The organism is Streptomyces sp. NPDC057623, assembly GCF_042800355.1.
In the GTDB taxonomy this organism is placed as follows: domain Bacteria; phylum Actinomycetota; class Actinomycetes; order Streptomycetales; family Streptomycetaceae; genus Streptomyces.
Genome location: NZ_JBHVGZ010000041.1, coordinates 12,270 through 32,214, shown reverse-complemented (window position 1 = coordinate 32,214; position 19,945 = coordinate 12,270). Strand labels below are relative to the sequence as shown.

At 73.3% G+C, this 19,945-nt stretch carries 8 protein-coding genes; all 8 read right to left on the bottom strand.

Annotation, left to right across the window (positions count from 1 at the left end):
- Positions 1-27 precede the first annotated feature (27 nt).
- The 8 genes from ACFU95_RS32280 to ACFU95_RS32245 are packed head-to-tail and all read right to left on the bottom strand — an operon-like array spanning position 28 to position 19,892.
- Positions 28-7,866, bottom strand: a complete 7,839-nt coding sequence (locus ACFU95_RS32280; RefSeq protein ID WP_383834807.1) for an amino acid adenylation domain-containing protein — start codon at positions 7,864-7,866, stop codon at positions 28-30.
- A complete protein-coding gene (locus ACFU95_RS32275) occupies positions 7,863-12,425 on the bottom strand; it encodes an amino acid adenylation domain-containing protein (RefSeq protein WP_383834805.1) in 4,563 nt (1,520 codons plus the stop codon). Before ACFU95_RS32275 ends, ACFU95_RS32280 begins: the two co-directional genes overlap by 4 nt.
- Positions 12,422-15,643, bottom strand: a complete 3,222-nt coding sequence (locus ACFU95_RS32270; RefSeq protein ID WP_383834802.1) for an amino acid adenylation domain-containing protein — start codon at positions 15,641-15,643, stop codon at positions 12,422-12,424. The genes ACFU95_RS32275 and ACFU95_RS32270 overlap by 4 nt, the downstream gene beginning before the upstream one ends.
- A complete protein-coding gene (locus ACFU95_RS32265) occupies positions 15,643-15,861 on the bottom strand; it encodes an MbtH family protein (RefSeq protein ID WP_383834799.1) in 219 nt (72 codons plus the stop codon). Before ACFU95_RS32265 ends, ACFU95_RS32270 begins: the two co-directional genes overlap by 1 nt.
- 3 nt (positions 15,862-15,864) lie before the next feature.
- A complete protein-coding gene (gene panD / locus ACFU95_RS32260) occupies positions 15,865-16,320 on the bottom strand; it encodes an aspartate 1-decarboxylase (protein WP_383834796.1) in 456 nt (151 codons plus the stop codon).
- Between the two features lie 40 nt (positions 16,321-16,360).
- Positions 16,361-17,188, bottom strand: coding sequence for an alpha/beta fold hydrolase (locus ACFU95_RS32255; RefSeq protein WP_383834793.1), 828 nt, complete (start codon positions 17,186-17,188; stop codon positions 16,361-16,363).
- A gap of 32 nt (positions 17,189-17,220) precedes the next feature.
- Positions 17,221-18,540 (bottom strand): enterobactin transporter EntS, encoded by a 1,320-nt coding sequence (gene entS, locus ACFU95_RS32250; protein WP_383834790.1) that lies wholly within the window; start codon positions 18,538-18,540, stop codon positions 17,221-17,223.
- Positions 18,537-19,892 (bottom strand): salicylate synthase, encoded by a 1,356-nt coding sequence (locus ACFU95_RS32245; RefSeq protein ID WP_383834787.1) that lies wholly within the window; start codon positions 19,890-19,892, stop codon positions 18,537-18,539. Before ACFU95_RS32245 ends, entS begins: the two co-directional genes overlap by 4 nt.
- Positions 19,893-19,945: the final 53 nt, after the last annotated feature.

The following is a 19,945-nucleotide window of genomic DNA, read 5'->3' as shown; positions in this document are numbered from 1 at the left end:
GGTTCCTCCGAAGTCGTCCGTGGTGGCTCAGAAGTCGTCGAAGTCGTTCTCGAAGTCGTCGATGTCGTCCTGGGTCAGTTCGACCAGGGGCAGGTCCGACGGGGTGAGGCCGCCTGCCGGGGAGTCATGGGCGTGCCGGGCGAGGCCGCGCAGGGCGCGCTCCCAGAGGGCGAGCAGGTCTCCCGCCTCGGACTCGGTCAGGAAGGTGTCCGGCCAGGAGGCGGAGACGTGCAGCAGGACACTGCCCGCCTGCTCCACGGCCACGGTGTCGATCTCCAGTCCGAAGGCCGCCGGGCGCCCGCTCTCCCGCGGCACCCGCAGCATCGGGGCCTCGGGGGCCAGCTCCCAGGGCTCGTCGGCCGCCCCGGAGGCGGTGAAACGGCCGAGGTGGTTGAAGAGGACCTGGGGCTGCGGCAGTTTCTCCAGGGCCGGCGCGGTGTCGGGGTTGAGGTGGCGCAGGAGGCCGTATCCCAGGCCGTGGTCCGGTACGGCGCGCAGCTGCTCCTTGATCCGCTTGAGCGCCGTGGCCGCGGCGGGTCCGCCGGACAGTGCCTCGTCGAGGTCCAGCGGGCCGGGGTCGATGCCGACCGGGTGGAACGTGGTGAACCAGCCCACGGTCGCCGTGAGATCGACACCCTCGGCGATGTCCTCCTCGCGCCCGTGCCCCTCCAGGCCGACGAGCAGCGAGCGGCCGGTCAGGTCACCGCGCCGCTCCCGCCAGGCCGCAGCGGCGAGCGCGAAGGCGGTGAGCAGGACGTCCGGGACCGCGGCGTGGTAGGCGGCCGGGACGGTCGTCAGGAGAGGGGCCGTGACGTCGTCCGGGAGGACGAGCGTGTGTTCGCGCGAGCTCGCCGTGCTGCCCGGGTCACGCTCCAGGAGGGGACGCGCCCCTTCCAACTCCCTTGTCCACCAGGCGAGTTCGCTGGCACGGTGGGGTTTGGCGGCCTCCTCGCCCAGAAGCCTGCTCCAGGCGCGGAACGAGGTGCCGGTGCGCGGGAGGGCTCGTCCCGACCGCCACGCCTCCGCCAGGTCGGCGGTGATGATCCGCCAGGACACCCCGTCGACGACCAGGTGGTGGGCGACGAGGAGCAGCCGCCCGGCGTCGGAGAACCAGACGGCCTGGAGCATGCGTCCGGCCGCCGGTTCGAGCCGGGCCACGGCGGCGGCCAGCTGCTCGTCGAGCACCGCGTCCCGCACCTCGCTCAGCAGGTCACTCGCTCGCACCGTTCCCTCGGCGGGCACCACCAACCGGTCCGTCAGCCGGGCACGGAGCATGTCGTGCCGGTCCAGGACCGCTTGGAGTACGCCGACAGCGGCGTCGTGGGTGAGATCCGGCGGGGTGACGAGCAGGACCGCCTGGGCGAGGCCGTCGTAGGAGCCGTCGGGGCCGGCCGTCCAGCGCATGACCGGGGTCAGCTCCGCCGCGCCGGTCGGCTCGTCGACGAGTACGGGTTGGGTGGGCTCGGCGGCGGCCGCCGCCAGACCGGCCGGGGTCGGGGTCTGGAAGACCTGCCGGGGGCTCAGGGCGAGCCCCTCCTTGCGGGCCAGGGTCACCAGCCGGATGGAGACGATGCTGTCTCCGCCGAGCTCGAAGAAGTTGTCGTCGACGTCGACGCGGCTCAGGCCGAGGACGGACGCGAACAACGCGCAGAGCCGGCGCTCGCGTTCGTCGGCGGGCGCCCGGGTCGGCGCGCCGGAGGCCGGGGTCCGGGGCGCCGGCAGGGAGCCGCGGTCGACCTTGCCGGAGGGCAGCAGCGGGAAGGCGTCCAGGGCGGTGAGCGTGCGCGGCACCATGTGTTCGGGCAGCCGTTCCCGGAGCCAGCCGTGCAGGTCGCCGAGGTCGTCGGCGGCCAGGTAGTACCCGGCGAGCTGCTTGACGCCGGGGGCGTCCTCCCGGATGACCACCACCCCGCGCCGGACACCGGGATGCTGTTCGATGATCGCCTCGATCTCCTCCAGCTCGACCCGCATGCCCCGGATCTTCACCTGGTTGTCCGCCCGGCCGAGGAACTCCAGGGTGCCGTCACGCTGCCACCGCACCAGGTCGCCGGTGCGGTAGAGCCGTTCGCCGGGCGGGCCGAAGGGGTCGGCCACCCAGTGGTCGGCGGTGCGCCGCGGGTCGTTCACATAGCCGCGGCCGAGATAGACGCCACCGGCGTACAGCTCGCCCGGCACCCCGACCGGCACCGGCTGCAACCGGTCGTCCAGGACATGGAGCCGGGTGTTGCCGTTGGGCCGCCCGATGGAGACGGCACTGCGGATGGCGCCGGTGCGGTAGACGACGTGGCTGACGCCGATGGTGGCCTCGGCCGGTCCGTAACCGTGGTACATCACGGCCGGGCTCGCGGCGCGGAAGCGGGCGAACAGCTCGGGGGTGAGCACCTCGCCGCCGCACCACACATGCCGCAGCGAGCGGGCCCGCCGGGCGAAGCCGTCCAGCTCCAGGAGCAGGTCGAGCATCGAGGAGACGAGGTAGGTGAAGGTGACCCGGTGGCGTTCGACGGTGTCGAGGAGATAGTCGACGTCGCGTTCGCCGCCCGGTTCGGCGACCACCACCCGGCCGCCGTTCGCCAGCGGCAGGAAGATCTCGTTGATGGAGATGTCGAAGCCCAGCGGCGCCTTGAACAGGGCCGCGTCCCCGGTACCGAAGCCGAGCAGGCCCCGCTGCCACAGCAGCCGGTGCGCGATGGCCCGGTGGCGGATCATGGCGCCCTTGGGGGCTCCGGTGGAGCCGGAGGTGTAGATGACGTAGGCGAGGCCCTCGGGATCGACGGGGACGGCCGGGTTGTCCGGCTGCCGCGGGCCGTCGAGGCGCACCTCGACGAACGGCGGGGCGTCGTCCCCGAGGACCGCTGTGTCGCCCTGCTTGCCCAGCACCGCCGTCAACGCCGCGCTCCGGCACACCTCGGCGATCCGGCGCGCCGGCCAGGACGGCTCCAGCGGCACGAACGCCCCGCCCGCCTTCAGCACGGCGAGCAGTCCCACGACCATCTCCACCGAGCGTTCCAGATGGATGCCGACGCGATGCTCGGGCCCGCCCCCCAGCGAGGTCAGCTGCCGGGCCAGGCCGTTGGCGCGGGCGTTGAGCTCGGCGTACGTCAGTCGCGTCCCGCCCTCGATGCCGTACTCCACCGCCGTGCGGCCGGGGGTCCTCGCCGCCTGTTCCTCGACGAGCGCGGTGAGGGTGGTGGCGGGCACGGGGTGCGCGGTGTCGTTCCACTCCCCCAGCATCAGGGCCCGCTCACGCGGGGTGAGGACGTCGGCGAGGGCCACGGGCAGGTCCGGGCGCCGGGCCAGGTCGCCCGTCAGCCGCACGAACCGCTCGACCATGTCCCGGGCGGTCTCGTGGTCGTACAGGTCGCGGCTGTGGACGAGCGCGCCGGTGATGCCGTCGCCGTCCGGCCGTTCGAAGACGTGGAAGGCGAGGTCGGTCTTGGCCGTGTAGTGGTCGACGCGCGGTTCGCTGAGCGTCAGCCCCGCGAAGTCCCTTGTCCCGTCGGGGGCTTGCTGGTGGGCGAGCATCACCTGGAACAGCGGATGCCGGCCCATCGACCGGGCCGGGGCGAGCGCGTCCACGAGCCGCTCGAAGGGCAGGTCCTGGTGGGCGTACGCGTCCACGTCCGTCTCGCGCACCCGGGCCAGCAGCGTGCGGAACGTCGGGTCGCCGGAGACGTCGGTGCGCAGCACCAGGGTGTTGACGAAGAGGCCCACGAGGCCGTCGAGGGCCGCGTCGCCCCGTCCGGCGACCGGGGTGCCGAGCGGGATGTCGTCCCCGGCGCCCAGGCGGCCGAGCAGGACCGCCAGGGCGGCCTGGAGCGCCATGAAGACGGTGCCGCCCGCCTCCCCCGCCAGGTCGCGCAGCAAGCGGTGGACCTCTGCGTCGAGGGTGAAGTCCACGGCACCGGCCCGGTACCCGGCGACGGCCGGGCGCGGACGGTCGGCGGGAAGCTGGAGTTCCTCGGGCATTCCCTCCAACTGCCGTGTCCAGTAGCTGAGTTCGGCCTCGGCGAGGCCGCCCTCGTCGAGCGACCTCCGCTGCCACAGCGTGTAGTCGGCGTACTGGACGGCGAGCGGCGGCCACGCGGGGCGGGCGCCGCGGAGCCGGGCCGCGTAGGCCGTCTCCAGGTCGCGCAGCAGCGGCTCCGCCGACCAGCCGTCGGTGGCGATGTGGTGGACGAGCAGCAGGAGGACGTGCTCGTCGGGGGCGAGGGCGTACAGCGTGGCCCGTACGGGGATCTCGGCGTCCAGCGCGAAACTGTACGCGGCGGCCTCGCTCAGCAGCCCGTCGACCTCTCCGGCCCGGGTCCGCACGACGTCGAAGGGCACGGCGGCGTCCGCCAGGACCCGCTGGCAGGGCGTGCCGTCGTCGTCCGGGAAGACCGTGCGCAGCGCCTCGTGACGCGTCACGACGTCGTGCAGGGCCGCACGCAGCGCGTCGGTGTCGAGCCGGCCCGTGAGACGTACGGCGGTGTGGATGTTGTACGTGGGGCTCGGCCCCTCCAGCCGGTACAGGAACCACAGCCTCGCCTGTGCGGAGGACAGCGGTACCGGGTCCGGGCGGCGGGCCGGCCGCAGCGCGGGGCGCCGCTCGGCGGCCGGGATCTCCAGGAGTGGGGCGAGCGCGGCCACGGTCGGCGTGTCGAAGACCGCCCGCAGGGGGACGACGGCCCCGAGCTCGGCCCGGATGCGGGCGACCAGGCGGGTGGCCAGGACGGAGTGGCCGCCGAGGGCGAAGAACTCGTCGTGGACGCCGACCGACGGCAGCCCGAGCAGGTCGGCGAAGAGCACGCACAGGGTCGCCTCCGCCCGGGTGCGCGGGACGGTGTCGGTGGTCAGGCCGGAGAGGTCGGGGGCGGGCAGGGCCGCCCGGTCGAGTTTGCCGTTGGGGGTCAGCGGCAGAGCGTCGAGGATGACGACGACGGCGGGCACCAGGTGCTCCGGGAGCGTCGCCCTGAGGTCCTGCCTGATCCCCAACGGTGTCGGCGAGGCGCCGGGCCGGGGTACGGCGTAGGCGACCAGCCCCGGCCCGCCCGGCTGGTCCTGGCGTACCGTCACCGCGGCCTGCGACACTCCGGGCAGCGCGGCCACGGCGGCCGCGGTCTCGCCCGGTTCGACGCGGAAGCCGCGGATCTTCACCTGGTCGTCGGACCGGCCCAGGAACTCCAGCGCCCCCCGCGCGCTCCAGCGCACCAGGTCGCCGGTGCGGTAGAGGCGGGAGCCGGGCGGGCCGTAGGGGTCGGCGACGAAGCGGCCGGCGGTCAGGCCGGGGCGGCGGAGGTAGCCGCGGGCGAGCTGGGCGCCGCCCAGGTAGAGCTCGCCGGTGACGCCCGGCGGGACGGGGCGCAGGTGCTCGTCCAGGACGAGGGTGCGGGTGTTCCACACCGGGCGGCCGATCGGTACGGAACCGGCGGCCGACCTCGCCCCGGCCGCGCACGGCCAGGCGGTGACGTCCACGGCGGCCTCGGTGGGGCCGTACAGGTTGTGCAGCTCGGTCCCGGGCAGCGACTCGGTGCACCGCTCGGCGAGTTCGGTGGGCAGGGCCTCGCCGCTGCACACCAGGCGACGAAGTACGCCGCGCGCCTGATCGGCGGCCGGGTCGTCGAGGAAGACGCGCAGCATCGAGGGGACGAAGTGCGCGGTCGTGACCCGTCGGTCGCGGATCAGCTCGGCGAGGTAGCCGGGGTCGCGGTGGCCGCCGGGCCGGGCGAGCACGAGCACGGCCCCGGTGATCAGCGGCCAGAAGAACTCCCAGACGGACACGTCGAAGCCGGCCGGGGTCTTCTGCAGCACCCGGTCGTCCGGGCCGAGCCGGTACGTGTCCTGCATCCACAGCAGCCGGTTGACGATCCCGGCGTGCGCGACGACGGCACCCTTGGGGCGGCCCGTGGAGCCGGAGGTGTAGATGACGTAGGCCGGGTGCTCGGGACGCAGGGGCTCGAGCCGGTCCTCGTCGGTGGGTTCGGCGGCGTCGAAGCCGGTGGTGTCCGTGTCGAGCAGGAGCAGGGGCACTCCGGGCGGCAGGATCCGGGCCGTGTCCGGGGCGGTCAGCACCAGCGTCGGCCCGGAGTCCTCCACCATGAACGCCAGCCGCTCGGCCGGGTATCCGGTGTCCAGCGGCACGTAGGCGGCACCTGCTTTGAGCACCGCGAGCAGCGCCACCACCAGGTCCGAGCCACGGTCCAGGGCCACCCCGACGCGGTGCTCGGGGCCTACGCCATGGGTGATCAGCAGCCGGGCGAGGCGGTTGGCGCGCGCGTGCAGGGCGGCGTAGTCGAGGGCCGGCCGGCCGTCGTCGGCGACGAGGGCGGGCGCGTCGGGGGTGCGGGCCGCCTGCCGTGCGAGGAGGTCGGTGAGGTGGGTGACGGGGACGGGGTGGTCGGTGGCGTTCCACTCCGCCAGGACCAGGTGCTGCTCGGCCTCGGTCATCAACGGCAGCCGGGAGAGGGCGCGTTCGGGCTCGGCGAGGGCTGCCGCGAGGAGCGTCTCCAGGTGGCGGAGCTGCCGGTCGACGGTGTCCGGGGTGAACAGGGCGCTGCGATAGGTGGCCTCGATCCGCAGGCGGCCGTCGGTGAGGAACGCCTCCAAGGAGAGGTCGAACTGGGTGGTGTCGTTGTGGACGGTCTCCCATTCGGCGCTCACTCCTGGGAACCGGGGTCCTTCGAGCCCCTGGGTGAGGAAGAGGAGCATGACGTCGAAGTAGACGGCGCGTCCCGGCTGCCGCTCCGGCTTCAGCCGCTCGACCAGCTTGTCGAAGGGCATGTCCTGATGGGCGTATCCGTCCGTGCACAACTGGCGTACGCGCTCGACGAGTCCGGCGAAGCCGGGGTCCCCCGCGAGGTCGGCGCGCAGGGCGAGGGTGTTGCCGAAGTTGCCGATCAGCTTCTCCAGGCCGGGCAGATCACGGTTCATGACGGCCGAGCCGATGGGGATGTCGGTGGCGCCGGTGGTGCGGTGCAGCAGGGCGGCCAGCCCCGCGAACAGCACCATGAAGGGGGTTGCGCCCGCGTCGCGCGCGAAGGCGGTGAGCCGGGCGGTGACGTCGGGGGCGAAGGTGTGGAAGCGGCGGTCGCCGTGTGCGGTGGGGCGGGCGGTGCGGGGGGCGTCGGTGGGCAGGGCGAGGGGGCGGGGCGCGGGCGCCAGGGCGGTGCGCCAGTGGTCGAGGTGCCCGGCCAGGCGTTCGTCGGTCCAGGTCGTGTGCTGCCAGTGCGCGAAGTCGCCGTACTGGAGGGGCAGTTGGTCGAGACCGGAGGGCTCGCCGGTGGCCGCCGCCCGGTAGAGGGCGGTCAGGTCGCGGGAGAGCGCGTTGAACGTCCCTCCGTCCCAGGCGATGTGATGCACGGTCAGTACGAGCGTGTGGTCCCGCTCGGCCCGTTGGATCAGCAGGGTGCGCAGCGGATGGTCGGTGGCGAGGCCGAAGGGGGTGCCCGAGGCGGTCCGGGCCAGGTCCGTCGCCTGCCGTTCCCGCTCCTCCTGCGTCAGCCCGCGCAGGTCGGCGGTGGCGAAATCCACCTCCGCCTCGGCGTCCACGACCTGCTCCGGAGTGCCGTCCTCGGCGGCCGGGTAGCGGGTGCGCAGTACCTCGTGGCGGTCGACCAGGCCCTGTAATGCCGCGCGCAGGGCGGCCGCGTCGAGCGGGCCGCGCAGCCGGATGGCAAGGCAGACGTTGTACGCGGGGCTGGCCGGGTCGAGTTGCTGGAGCAGCCACATCCGGGACTGGGCGTACGACAGGGGCAGCCGGGCCTGCGGTGGCCGCGGCGGGATCCGCTCCGCACGGGCGGCGGCGTCGGCCAGGCCGGCGCTCTCCAGCCTGCGGCGCAGGAGTTCGCGTTTGCGGGCCGCGAGGTCGGCGGTGGAGGTCTCCGTCACTGGTCTCCGCCTTTCAGGAGCAGTTCGAGGGACGTGGTCCAGAGCGCGGCGAGCCGCCCGATCTCAGCCTCCGTGAAGAGGCGTCGCGGCCACTGCCAGCACACCGAGAGTTCGGTTCCGGTGATCACCGCGTCGACGACGAGGGCGTAGGGGGCGGGCATCGCGGGATCGGCGCCGCTGCCCATGGCTCCGGTCTCGGGCGCACTGGTGAACACGGCGCTCTCGCGTCGTTCGCCCATCGTCATCCGGCCCAGGTAGTTGAACTGGATCTGGGGTTCGGGGAGTGGGGAGAGCAGCGGGGCCGTGGCGGGGGCGAGGTGGCGGAGCAGTCCGTATCCGATGCCCTTGTCGGGCAGGGCGGCCAGCTGGTCGCGGATCCGCCGCACCTGGTCCGCGCCGGGCCGGGGGCCGGGATCCAGCCGGACCGGGAAGACACTGGTGAACCAGCCGAGGGTGCTGGAGAGATCGGCGCCCGGCACGAGGTGCTCCTCGCGGCCGTGGCCCTCCAGCGCGATCAGCAGGGAGCGGTCGGGTGCGCCGCGCCAGGCCGGTACGGCGAGTGCCAGCGCGGTGAGCAGCACGTCCTGGACCGAGCTGGTGGTCAGGGGTTCGGTGAGGTCGGGCCCCAGGGTGGTCCAGTGCCTGCGCAGGGTGGCCCTGGTGTCCCGGGCGGGGTCGAGAGGGCCGGTTCCGAGGGGCGGTTCGGGCCGGTCCAGTACGCCCTGCCAGAAGGCGAGTTCGGGCGATCGGCCCGGCGCCAGCTCCCGCAGCTCCCGCGCCCACTCCCGGAAGGAGGTGCCGACGGGTGACAGGTCCCTGCCCTCCCAGGCGGCGGCCAGGTCGGCGACGAGTACGCCCCAGGAGGCGGCGTCGCACACCAGGTGGTGCAGGACGACCAGCAGCCGCCCCTCGCGACCGCCGCCGGCGTCGAACCACAGGAACCGGGCCATCGCCCCGGTGGCCGGGTCGAGTTCGGCGACCAGCTCGTCCATCGCCTCCGGAACCAGGGCGCCGATCGCCGTGTGGCTCAGGCGCCCGGCGTCGATCCGGCGTACGCAGTCGGCGGCGTGGACCGCGCCCGCGGGTGCGGCGTGCAGGCGCCAGGTCCCGTCCGCCGACCGGGCGAAGGTGGAGCGCAGCAGGTCGTGGTGGTCCAGGACGGACTGGACGGTGCGGTGCAGGCCGTCGAGGTCCGTCTCGGGCGGGGTGCGCAGGAAGCGGGCCTGGCTGAGGGCGCGGAAGGGGCCGTTCTGTTCGGTGAGCCAGGTCAGGACGGGGGTGAGGGGTATGTCGCCGGTTCCCGCGTCGGGGTCGCCGGCGCGGCGCTCGGTGGTGCCCGGGCGGTCGGCGAGTTCCGCGATCGTGGGCCGCTCGAAGACGTCGCGGGGCGAGATCGCCAGCCCGGCCGCCCGTGCCTGGCTGACCAGCCTCATCGACACGATGCTGTCGCCGCCGAGGGCGAAGAAGCTGTCGTGCACCCCGACCGTGTCCAGCCCGAGCACCTCGGCGAACAGCGTGGCGAGCTGTTCCTCGACCGCGTTCCGGGGCGGTTGCGCGGCCGGCCCGGCGGACCGGGAGGGTGCCGGGAGGGCGGCGGTGTCCAGCTTGCCGTTGAGGGTGAGGGGGAAGCCGTCCACCGGGACGAAGGCCGACGGGACCATGTAGTCGGGCAGTACGGCGGCCACAGCCCGGCGCAGCGGCTCGGCCGTGTCCTCGGCCGGGGGCGCGGTGAGGACGACGTAGGCGACAAGACGCCGTACGCCGGGTGTGTCCTCGCGGACGACGACCGCCGCGCGCTCGACGAGCTCGTGCTCCAGCAGCACCGCCTCGATCTCGCCGGGTTCGATCCGGTAGCCCCTGATCTTGACCTGGTCGTCGACCCGGCCCAGACACTCGACCAGGCCGTTCGCGGTCCAGCGGGCGATGTCGCCGGTGCGGTACATAAGGGTGCCGGGGCGGTCCGAGAAGGGGTCGGCGACGAAGCGGGCCGCGGTGGCGGACGGTTGGCCGAGATAGCCCCGGGCCAGGCCCGCGCCCGCCACGTACAGCTCGCCCTCCACGCCTGCGGGGACGGGGTTGAGGTGCCCGTCCAGGATGTAGAGGGTGCCGCCCGCCACGGGGCGGCCGATCGAGGGCCGCTCGCTGAGGGCGAGGTCGCAGTCGGCGGAGTCGACCGTGCATTCGGTGGGGCCGTAGAGGTTGTGCGCGGCGAGTCCGTCGGTGTCGCGCAGGGTGCGCCAGAGGTCGGGCGGTACGGCCTCGCCGCCCACGCCGAGCACCTTCAACTCGGCCTGCCAGTCGCCGCCCTGGGCCACCAGCTCGCCGAGCAGGGACGGGGACAGCTCGATGAACTCGATGCCGTGCCGGGTGAGGAAGTCGCGCAGGGCCGCGGGGTCGCGGCGGACGTCCTCGGGGACCATGTGCAGTTCGTGTCCGGCGAACATCCACAGCATGGGCTGCCAGGAGGCATCGAAGGCGATGGGCCAGGCGTGGCCTATGCGCAGGGCTTTGCCGGTTGCCGTGGAGGCCGGTTCGTGCAGGGCGGCGTTGTGGGCGGTGAAGAGGTTGGTGATGGCTCGCTGGGGGACGACCACGGCTTTGGGGCGGCCGGTGGAGCCGGAGGTGTAGATGACGTAGGCGGGGTGTTCCGGGAGGAGGGGGGTCAGGCGGTCGGTGTCGGTGAGGTTGGAGGAGGGCGTGTTCGCGAGGCGGGTCCGTGTACCGGGGGCGTCGAGGAGTACGGTGCAATCGGGTGGGAATGCCGGGTGCCGGCCGCTGACCGTGTGCGGCTGGTCGGGCCCGCGCGGCGGAGCCGCACAGGTCGGGGCCTCGCGCCCCGCGGAGCAAGGCGTCGCGGTCGTCGTGGTGACAAGAGCCACCGGACCCGCGTCTTCCAGCATGGCCGCGATGCGCTCCTGTGGCCACGTCGGGTCCAGTGGCAGGTAGGCCGCTCCCGCCTTCTGGATGGCCAGGAGTGCGGTCATCGTGTCCGGAGTCGGGGGCAGCGCGAACGCCACGACCCGTTCCGGTCCGGCGCCCGACTCGACCAGGCGTCGCGCCAGTTGATTGGCGGCGGTGTTCAACTGGTCGAACGTCAGACTCCGGCCCTCCCCCACCACCGCCACCGCGTCCGGCGTCCGTGCCGCCTGTGCCTCGAAGATCTCCGGCATCGTGCGGTACCGGCCCGGTAGCCGCTCCCCCACGCCGCCCGCCAGCAGCGTCGCCCGCTCCTCGGGCGCGAGGACATCCAGCGCGGCCAAGGGGGCGTCCGGGTCGGCCAGTACGGCCGCCAGCAGGCGCTCGAAACGGGTAGCGAGCCTCTCCACCGCCGCACGCCCGTAACAGTCGGGGCGGAACTCGAAGACCACGCCCAGTTCGCGTTCGGCGAGCACCGCCAGGGTCAGGGGGTAGTGGGTGGCTCCCGAACCCTTGACCTCGGCGATCCGCAGTCCGGCGGACGCCTCGGCCTCGGCCACCGCCGCCTCGTCGACCGGGTAGTTCTCGAAGACGAGCAGGGTGTCGAAGAGGTCGCCCGCTCCGGCGAGGCGCTGGATCTCCGTCAGGCCCAGGTGCTGATGGTCCATCAGCCGGGACTGCTCGTCCTGGAGGCGACGCAGGAAGGCACCGGCTCGCTCGCCGGGCGGTACGTTCACCCGGACCGGCACCGTGTTGATGAACAGGCCGATCATCGAGTCCGCGCCGGCGAGTTCCGCCGGCCGTCCCGCCACCGTCGCCCCGAAGACCACGTCGTCGCGGCCGGTCAGACGCGCCAGCAGCAGGGCCCACAGTCCCTGGACGACCGTGTTGACGGTGACTTTGCGACTCCTGGCGAACTCCTGCACCCGGCCGGTGAGTGCCTCGGTCAGTCGCAGCTCGTGCAGCTCGGGCAGGACCGGCACGAGTGCGGCGGGCGACGGCGCCAGGAGCGTCGGTGTCGCTCCGGCCAGTGCCTGGCGCCAGGTGTCGGCGGAGGCTTCCCGGTCGCTGGAGGCGAGCCAGGCGAGGAAGTCGCGGTACGGGCGTACGGCGGGCAGCGGGGCCGTGCTGCCGGGGGCGAGCTGGGCGGCGTAGAGGTGGAGGAGTTCGCGGACGAGGAGCGGGATGGACCAACCGTCGAGCAGGAGGTGGTGGTTGGTGAGGATCAGCAGCCAGCGGTCGGCGGCCCGGTGGACGAGCGTCAGGCGCAGCAGGGGCGGGTCGGTGAGGTCGAAGCGGGCGGCGGCGTCCGCGGCGACCAGCCGGGCCACCTCGTCCTCCCGCGTCGTCTGCGTCTCGGCCCAGTTCACGGGGACCTGCTTGAGCACCACCTGCACCGGTTCGTCCAGGTCCTCGTGGAGGAAGGCGCTGCGGAGGTTGGCGTGCCGGGCGAAGAGCTCCTCGGCGGCCGTGCGCAGGAGGGCCGGGCGCAGGGGGCCCTCGATCTCCACCAGGGACTGCATGGTGTAGACGTCCTGGGCGCTCTCGTCGAACAGGGCGTGGAACAGCAGGCCCTGCTGGAGCGGGGAGAGCGGCAGGACGTCCTCGACCAGGGAACCGTCGTCCCCGGGTGGCTTGCTCATCGAGTCCTCCACCTCGCCTTGACGTTGTCGAGCTGCGACTGGCTGAGTGACACGAGCGGGGCGCCGGTCGGAGTGAACCCCTCGGGCGCGGGGACGGTTTCGTCGGGCAGGGCCCGGGCGAGGCCGGCCGGGGTGCGGTGGGTGAAGACGTCCCGTGGGGAGAGCGCGAGTCCGGCTCTGCGGGCCCGGTCGGCCAGCCGGACGGAGACGATGCTGTCGCCGCCGCGTTCGAAGAAGTCGTCGTGGATGCCGACCCGTTCCAGCCCCAGCACCTCGCCGAACAGTCCGCACAGCACCTTCTCCGGTTCGGTGCGGGGCGGCTCGAAGGCGGACGTCTCGGTGAAGTCGGGGTCGGGCAGCGCGCGTCGGTCGAGTTTGCCGCTGGGGGTGAGCGGCAGCTCCTTGAGGATCACCACCGCCCACGGGACCAGATGAGCGGGGAGCCGCTCGGCGAGGGCGCGGCGCACGGCCAGGGCGTCGAGGGCGGCGCCGGAGTCCGCCACGACGTAGGCGACCAGGCGTCGCGGTGCCGAGCCGTCCTGCCTGGCCACGACGGCGGCCCGGCCGACGTCGGGCAGCGCGCGTATCGTCGCCTCGATCTCGCCGGGCTCGACCCGGAAGCCCCTGATCTTGACCTGGCCGTCGGCCCGGCCGAGGAACTCCACGGTGCCGTCGGCCCGGAGTCCGGCCAGGTCGCCGGTGCGGTACAGGCGGCTTCCCGGGGGGCCGAAGGGGTCGGCGACGAAGCGTTCGGCGGTGCGGCCGGGTTGGCCGAGGTAGCCGCGGGCCAGTCCGTCGCCGGCGAGGTACAGCTCGCCGACTGCGCCGAGCGGGGACGGCCGCAGGAACGGGTCGAGGACGTGGACGCGGGTGTGGGCGATCGGCCTGCCGAGGGGTACCGGCCCCTCCCCGCCGTCGTGGACGTGGATCAGGCTGTCGCCGGCCGCCTCGGAGCAGCCGTAGAGGTTGACCAGGCGGGCCCGGGGCCAGCGGCGGGTGAGGGCGTCGGCCAGTTCGCCGGGGAGGGTCTCGCCGCTGGAGATCCAGGTACGGACGGAGGAGAAGGCGTCCGGCGGGGCGGATTCGACGAGGGTGGTGTAGAGGCTGGGGACCGCGGTGAGGAGCGTGGCCCGGTGCCGGTCGGCCAGTGCGGCGAGGGCGGTCGGGTCGCCGGTGGCCGCGTCGTCGGCGAGGGCCACCGCGTCGCCCGCGACGAGGGCGCCGAGCAGTTCGGTGAGGCCGTCGATGAAGCTCAGCGGGCTCTTCGCGACACGGACGCCCGGCGAGTCGTGGGGTGAGTGGTCCGGTGCGTCCGCGTGGCCCAGCTCCCGGCCCCAGTGGAGTCGGTTGGCCAGGGCCAGCTGGGTGCCGATCACGCCCTTGGGGCGGCCGGTGGAACCGGACGTGAAGATGACGTAGGCCGGGTGGTGGGGCGACAGGTGCGGTCGCTGTCGCAGCGGTACGGCGGCCTGCGCGGTCGGCGGACAGACCGACTCCCGCTCGATGCCGAGCTGTTGCGCGGTCGCCGTATCGCAGATCACCAGCACGGGCCGGGCTTCGTCGAGCATCAGCGCGATGCGGTCGGGCGGGTAGCCGGGGTCGACCGGCATGCAGGCGGATCCGGCCTTCAGTACCGCGAGGAGTGCGGTCACCAGGTCGGGGCCGCGGGGCAGGGCCACGGCGACCACGGACTCCGGGCCGGTGCCCCGCGCGACCAGGGCGGCCGCCAACCGGTCGGCCCGGGCGTCGAGTTCGGCGTACGTAAGGGTGGTGTCCCCGTGCAGGACGGCGGGGGCGTCGGGGGTGCGGGCCGCCTGGCCCTCGAACAGGGCGCGGACCGTGGGGTGCGGGAGCGGGGGTTCGTCCGGGGCGGGCGGGTCGTCGGCCGGCCTCGGCACCGGCGGAAGGGCGAGCCGGGCCACCGGGGTTGCCGGTCGCTCGACGAACTCTCCTATGAGCGCGTCCAGTTGGGCCGCGACACGCCGCACGGCCGGGCCGTCCAGCGCGGAGGGCCGGTGACTGAGTGTCAGTGTCAGCCGGTCGCCGGGCAGGGCGGTGAGCGTCAGCGGGTAGTGGGTGGCGTCGTGGACCGATACGCCGGTCATGCGGGGGCCGTCCGTACCGAGGGCCCGGGCGATGCCCTCGTCGTCGATGGGGTAGCTCTCGAAGACCAGCAGGGTGTCGAAGAGGACGGTGTGCCCGGTGGCGCGCTGGATGTCGGCGAGGCCGAGGTGGCGGTGGTCGAGGAGGGCGGACTGCTCGGACTGGAGCCGGGTGAGCAGGTCCGCGAGCGGCTCCGCGGGACGCAGCCGGACGCGGACCGGCAGGGTGTTGATGAGGAGGCCGACCATGGACTCGATGCCGGGGACGTCGGCGTCGCGGCCGGAGACGGTGGCGCCGAGGACGACGTCCGTGCGGCCGGTCAGTCTGCCGAGCAGGACGGCCCACAGGCCCTGGAGCACGGTGCTGACGGTCAGTCCGTGGGCCCGGGCGGTGGCGGTGAGCGCCTCGGTGTCCCGCTCGGCGAGTTCCCAGGCATGCCTGTCCGGCTCCTCTGCCGGAAGGTCCCGGACGTCGGGCGCGATGAGTGACGGTTCGTCAAGTCCGGCCAGGGCGGCCCGCCATGACCGTTCGGCGGCCCCGCGGTCGCGGCGGGCCAGCCAGGCCAGGTAGTCGCGGTAGGGCCGTACCCGCGGCAGGGCGTCGAGGTCGCCGTCCGAGGCGTACAGCTGGAAGAGTTCCCGCACCAGGACGGGCGCGGACCAGCCGTCCCAGAGCAGGTGGTGCGAGGAGATCACCAGGCAGTGGTGCCGGTCGTCGAGCGTGACCAGCCGGAACCGCAGCAGCGGTGGGCGGGCCAGGTCGAACCGCTCCGCCCGGTCCTGAGCCAGCAGCCGCTGGAGGGCGGGCTCGCGCTCGTCGGGCGGCAGCGCGGACAGGTCGGTGACCTGCCAGGGGACTCGGACCGCGCTCCTGATCACCTGGACCGGCCGCCCGGAGCGCTGGGTGCGGAACGCGGCCCGCAGGTTGGCGTGCCGGGCGAGCAGCTTCTCGACGGCCCCGCCCATGCGCGGTGCGTCCAGCGGCCCTTCGAGACGAAGGGCCGTCTGGCCGGTGTAGACGTCGTGACCCTGTGCGTCGTACAGCGCGTGGAAGACCATCCCCTCCTGCATGGGCGACAGGGGGAGCACGTCCTCCACGGCCGGGCGGCCGGCCATCAGCCCTCGGTCCGGCGCATGGCCTCGGCCAGGCTGCGCGGGCGCATGTCCGTCCAGTGCCGTTCGACGTACTCCAGACAGGCGGCCCGGCCGTCGGGGCCGTGCACGGACTGCCAGCCCTCGGGTACGGGCGCGAAGTCCGGCCACAGGGAGTGCTGGCCCTCGTCGTTGACCAGGACGCGGAAGACGCCGCTCTCGTCGTCGAAGGGATTGGCCATGGCTCAGTTCCTCTCCTGCTCGCCGGACTGACGTGGCGCGGTGTGGGTGAAGGCTCCGGTGAACTGGTCGGCCGCGCCCGGGACCGGTTCGGCGGGGTCGGCGCCGAGTGCGACGACCCGGTTGGCCTTGTCGACATGGACGACCCGCGGCCGGTGGGCGGCGCGCTCGGACTCGTCGAGTGCGGCGAACGACATGATGATCACCAGGTGGCCGGGGTGGACGAGATGGGCGGCGGCGCCGTTGATCCCGATGACGCCGCTGCCGCGTTCGCCGGTGATGGCGTAGGTGGTGAGTCGGGCGCCGTTGTCGATGTCGACGACCTGGACGGCTTCGCCCTCGACGATGTCGGCGGCTTCCATGAGGTCCTGATCGATCGTCAGGGATCCCACGTAGTGCAGATCTGCCTGGGTGACGGTGGCTCGGTGGATCTTGCCGTTCAGCAAGGTGCGGTGCACCATGACCCCCCTGAGGAGATTACTTAGGTGAGGCTAACCTAAATCAACTGTCGCCGGGTGGGGAAGAACGGTCGCGGAAGAACTCCAGAAGCACCCGGTTCACTTCGTCGGGCCGCTCCAGGTAGCCGTAGTGCCCACAGCCCTTGATCTCCTGGTAGACGGCACCGGGAATGGCGTCGGCGACCTCCCGCCCCAGCTGCGGCGGCAGGATGACGTCGTCCGCGAAGCCGACGACGAGACAGGGCACGTCGATGGCCCGGTAGGCGGCCAGTCGGCCCTCCGGGACCTGGAGGTCCAGCTGGGCCCGCGCACCGGGCCCTCTGGGCTGCGGGGAGAACTCGAACAGCTCCAGCCAGTCCCGGGTCTGCCGGTCGTCGCCCAAGGTGGCCGGGGAGAGGTTCTCCAGGACGCGGATCCAGGCCGTGTAGGCGGGCGGCAGCTCCAACCCGCTCTCATGCAGGGCACGTTCGGCCTTCGCCATGGCGGCGCGCAGCAGGTCCGTGCGGCCACGGGTGGCCATCAGCACGCCCTGCTCGACCAGTTCGGGGCGTGCCAGCATCAGCTCCTGGACGACGTACGCCCCCATGGAGACGCCGACGAAGCGGCACGGGGCCAGACCGAGGTGCTCGGCCAGGCCCGCGGTGTCGGCCACCAGGTCGTCGACGGTGAAGCCGTCCGGGCACTCGTCGGTCGGTGGAATGCCCCGGTTGTGGAAGGTGACGACCCGATGGCCGGCCTGGACGAGCGCCGGCACCTGGTGGAGGTGCCAGGCCCGTCCCCCGGCGCCCTGGCCCATCACCAGGAGCACGGGCTCGCCCTCGCCGGTGTCCTCGTAGTGGAGCCGGATTCCGTTGATCCGCGCGCTCGGCATGGTTCTCCGCCCTGTCGTGGGGGGGGATTGCGTCAGTCGGCTGCCGGAGACGTCTCGGCGGGCGTCGCCCGGCCGCCCCCGCCGCCGTCTCCGTCGGCATCCCCGTCCCCGTCCGGAGGCCGGCCGAGCGTGGCCTTGCGCAGCTCCGGCATGGCCAGGGCCAGCGCGCCGACACCCGCCAGACAGACCACCCCTCCGACCACCACGGCACCGCTCGACGAGCCGAGCGCCCTGGCCACCAGGCCCGCCTCGACGTTGCCGACGGACGGGCCGGCGGTGGCCTGGGCGAGCCACAGGCTGCCGACCCGGCCCTGGAGCCGGTCCGGCGTGTAGTGCTGGAGCAGGGCCCGGCGCAGGATCTCCGAAGCGGTGTCCCCGAGGCCGGCCAGGGCCAGGAAGGCCAGGGCCAGCCACAGGTCGGTGCTGAGCCCGAAGCAGGTGATCGCCACGCCCCAGACCGCGACCGAGCCGATCAGCGCCCGCCCTGTGTGGTGCACCCGGCCGGTCCAGCCGCTGGTCAGCGCGCCGAAGAAGGCGCCCACCGCGGGGGCGGTGTAGAGCAGTCCGACGGTGGACGGGCCGCCGTCGAAGTGCTCGGTGCCGAGTTCGGGGAAGAGCGCGTACGGCATGGCGAAGACGACCGCGCACACGTCGATCAGCAGCAGTCCGGCCACGACCTGGTTGCCGCGCAGGAAGCGCAGCCCCTCCCCCATCGCCTTCAGCGGGTGCTGCGCCTCGGCCGGACCCTCGGGGGCGAGCTTCGGCAACGGGGCGAGCAGGGCGAGTCCCACGACATAGATGGCCGCGTCGATCGCGAAGCACCAGGCGACGCCCGGTCCGGCCGCGATCACGCCCGCGAGCGACGGGCCCACCATGCCGCCCAGCTGGGCGGTCAGGGTCGTCAGCGCGCCCGCAGCGGCCAGTTGCCCGGGCGCCACCAGGGCCGGGGTGGCGGCCATCAGCGCGGGACCGCCCAACCCGGCGGTGAAGCCCGCCAGTACGGCCGCCACGAAGACGAACCACACCCGTGGGTCGGGCAGCGCCGCGTTCACCGCCAGTCCCGCGATCACCACCGCGGTCACGGCCCGGGTGACGAGCATGACCTTGCGCCGGTCGGCCCGGTCGGCGAGCAGCCCGCCCGTGACCAGACCGACCAGCAGCGACAGACCCAGCACCAGGCTCATCAGCCCCACCTGCACGGACGAGCCGGTGAGGTGGTAGATCTGGAGACTGGCCGCCACCGAGGTGAGGTGGGTGCCCACCATGGAGATCGCCTGGGTGGCGAAGATCAGTCTGAAGTCCCTGCTGGAGCGCAACGGCGCTACGTCGACGACGACTTCTCCCAGCTTCACGCGCGCCCCTGACCCTGTGCCGGGACGACGTAGGGGGCGACGCTGCGGAGCTTCTCGCAGGTCTCCTCCAGCTCCCGCGCCGGGGTCGACCCGGCGAGGATGCCGGCGCCCGCCCGCAGCCAGGTGCGGCCGTCCTCCTCGAAGATGCTGCGCAGGACGAGTGCCGCGTCCAACGCGCCGTCACTGCCGGCCCGCAGCACCGCCCCGCTGTAGATGCCGCGCGGTTCCTTCTCCAGCCGCGCGATGGAGTCGTACGCCGGGGCCTTGGGGATGCCCGAGGCGGTCACGGCGGGGAACACCGCGCGCAGGACGTCCCAGGCGGTGGCGGACTCGGCCAGCAGGCCGTGCACGCTGGAGCCGAGGTGCTGCACACTGCCGCGCCGGCGGACGGTCATCAGATCGCGCACGGAGACCGACCCCGGCCGGCAGACGGTGGCCATCTCCTCCTCGGCCAGTTTGACCGACAGCACGTGTTCGGAGATCTCCTTGGGATCGGCGAGGAGTTCGGCGCGCAGGCGCTCGTCCTCCTGCTCGCCGAAGCCGCGGGCGCGGGTGCCGGCGAGGGGCTGGGTGACGACCTCGCCGTCCGCGCTGACCTCGGCGACGGTCTCGGGGCTGAACCCGGTGACCCGGCGCCCGCCGAGGTCCACCAGGAAGGAACGGGCCGGGGTGTTGTGCGAGCGGCCGTGGACGTAGGTGGCGACGAAGTCGACCGGGAAGGGTACGTCCACGGTCCGGGAGAGGATGACCTTCTGCAGCTCGGTCGTCCGTATCTCCTCGATGGCCTGGGCCACCATGTCCGGGTAACGGCCTTCCCCGTCCGAGACGTCGACGGGGCGGGGTACGGCGGTGCGGGGTCCGGCGCCACGGTGCTCGCCGGTGCGGTGCGCGTGGGTGGGCTGGAGTAACCCGGTCAGCGCGTCCAGCGTCTCCTGGTCGGCGCTGCGCAGGACGACGCCTTTCTGACTGAGCCTCACTTCGCTGTGCGGGACGAGCAGATGGAGCAGATCGTCGTCGCCCGCCCGGTCGGGGCGGCCGGTGTGGAGATGGGAGAACTCGAAGGCCATCCAGCCGTAGGCGTTCCAGCCCTCGACGGCCATCCGGTTCAGTTCCTCGTGGACCTGGCGCAGCGGGTGTGGGCCGAGCGGGGTCGCGGTCGCCTCGTCGAGCCATCGGCGGCGGATCTCGGAGCGGCTGACCAGGATCTCGCCGAGCGCCCCACCGGCGAACCAGAAGTCGCCGTTCTGTTCGTAGATCACGTACTGGTCGAACAAGCCCGACTCCGCCAGCTCTGCCGCCAACTGGACGGGGTCTCCCGGCAGTTCCGTCTCCGCGCTCCGATAACGCAGCAAGGACCTACCTCCCTGGACTTAGGTTAACCTAACCTAATTCAGTAAGACCCTAG

Coding starts and splice junctions, on each gene's coding strand:
- ACFU95_RS32275 (WP_383834805.1), bottom strand. CDS start 12,425: ATGAGCAAGCCACCCGGGGACGACGGTTCCCTGGTCGAGGACGTCCTG.
- ACFU95_RS32255 (WP_383834793.1), bottom strand. CDS start 17,188: ATGCCGAGCGCGCGGATCAACGGAATCCGGCTCCACTACGAGGACACC.
- ACFU95_RS32270 (WP_383834802.1), bottom strand. CDS start 15,643: ATGGCCGGCCGCCCGGCCGTGGAGGACGTGCTCCCCCTGTCGCCCATG.
- panD (WP_383834796.1), bottom strand. CDS start 16,320: ATGGTGCACCGCACCTTGCTGAACGGCAAGATCCACCGAGCCACCGTC.
- ACFU95_RS32265 (WP_383834799.1), bottom strand. CDS start 15,861: ATGGCCAATCCCTTCGACGACGAGAGCGGCGTCTTCCGCGTCCTGGTC.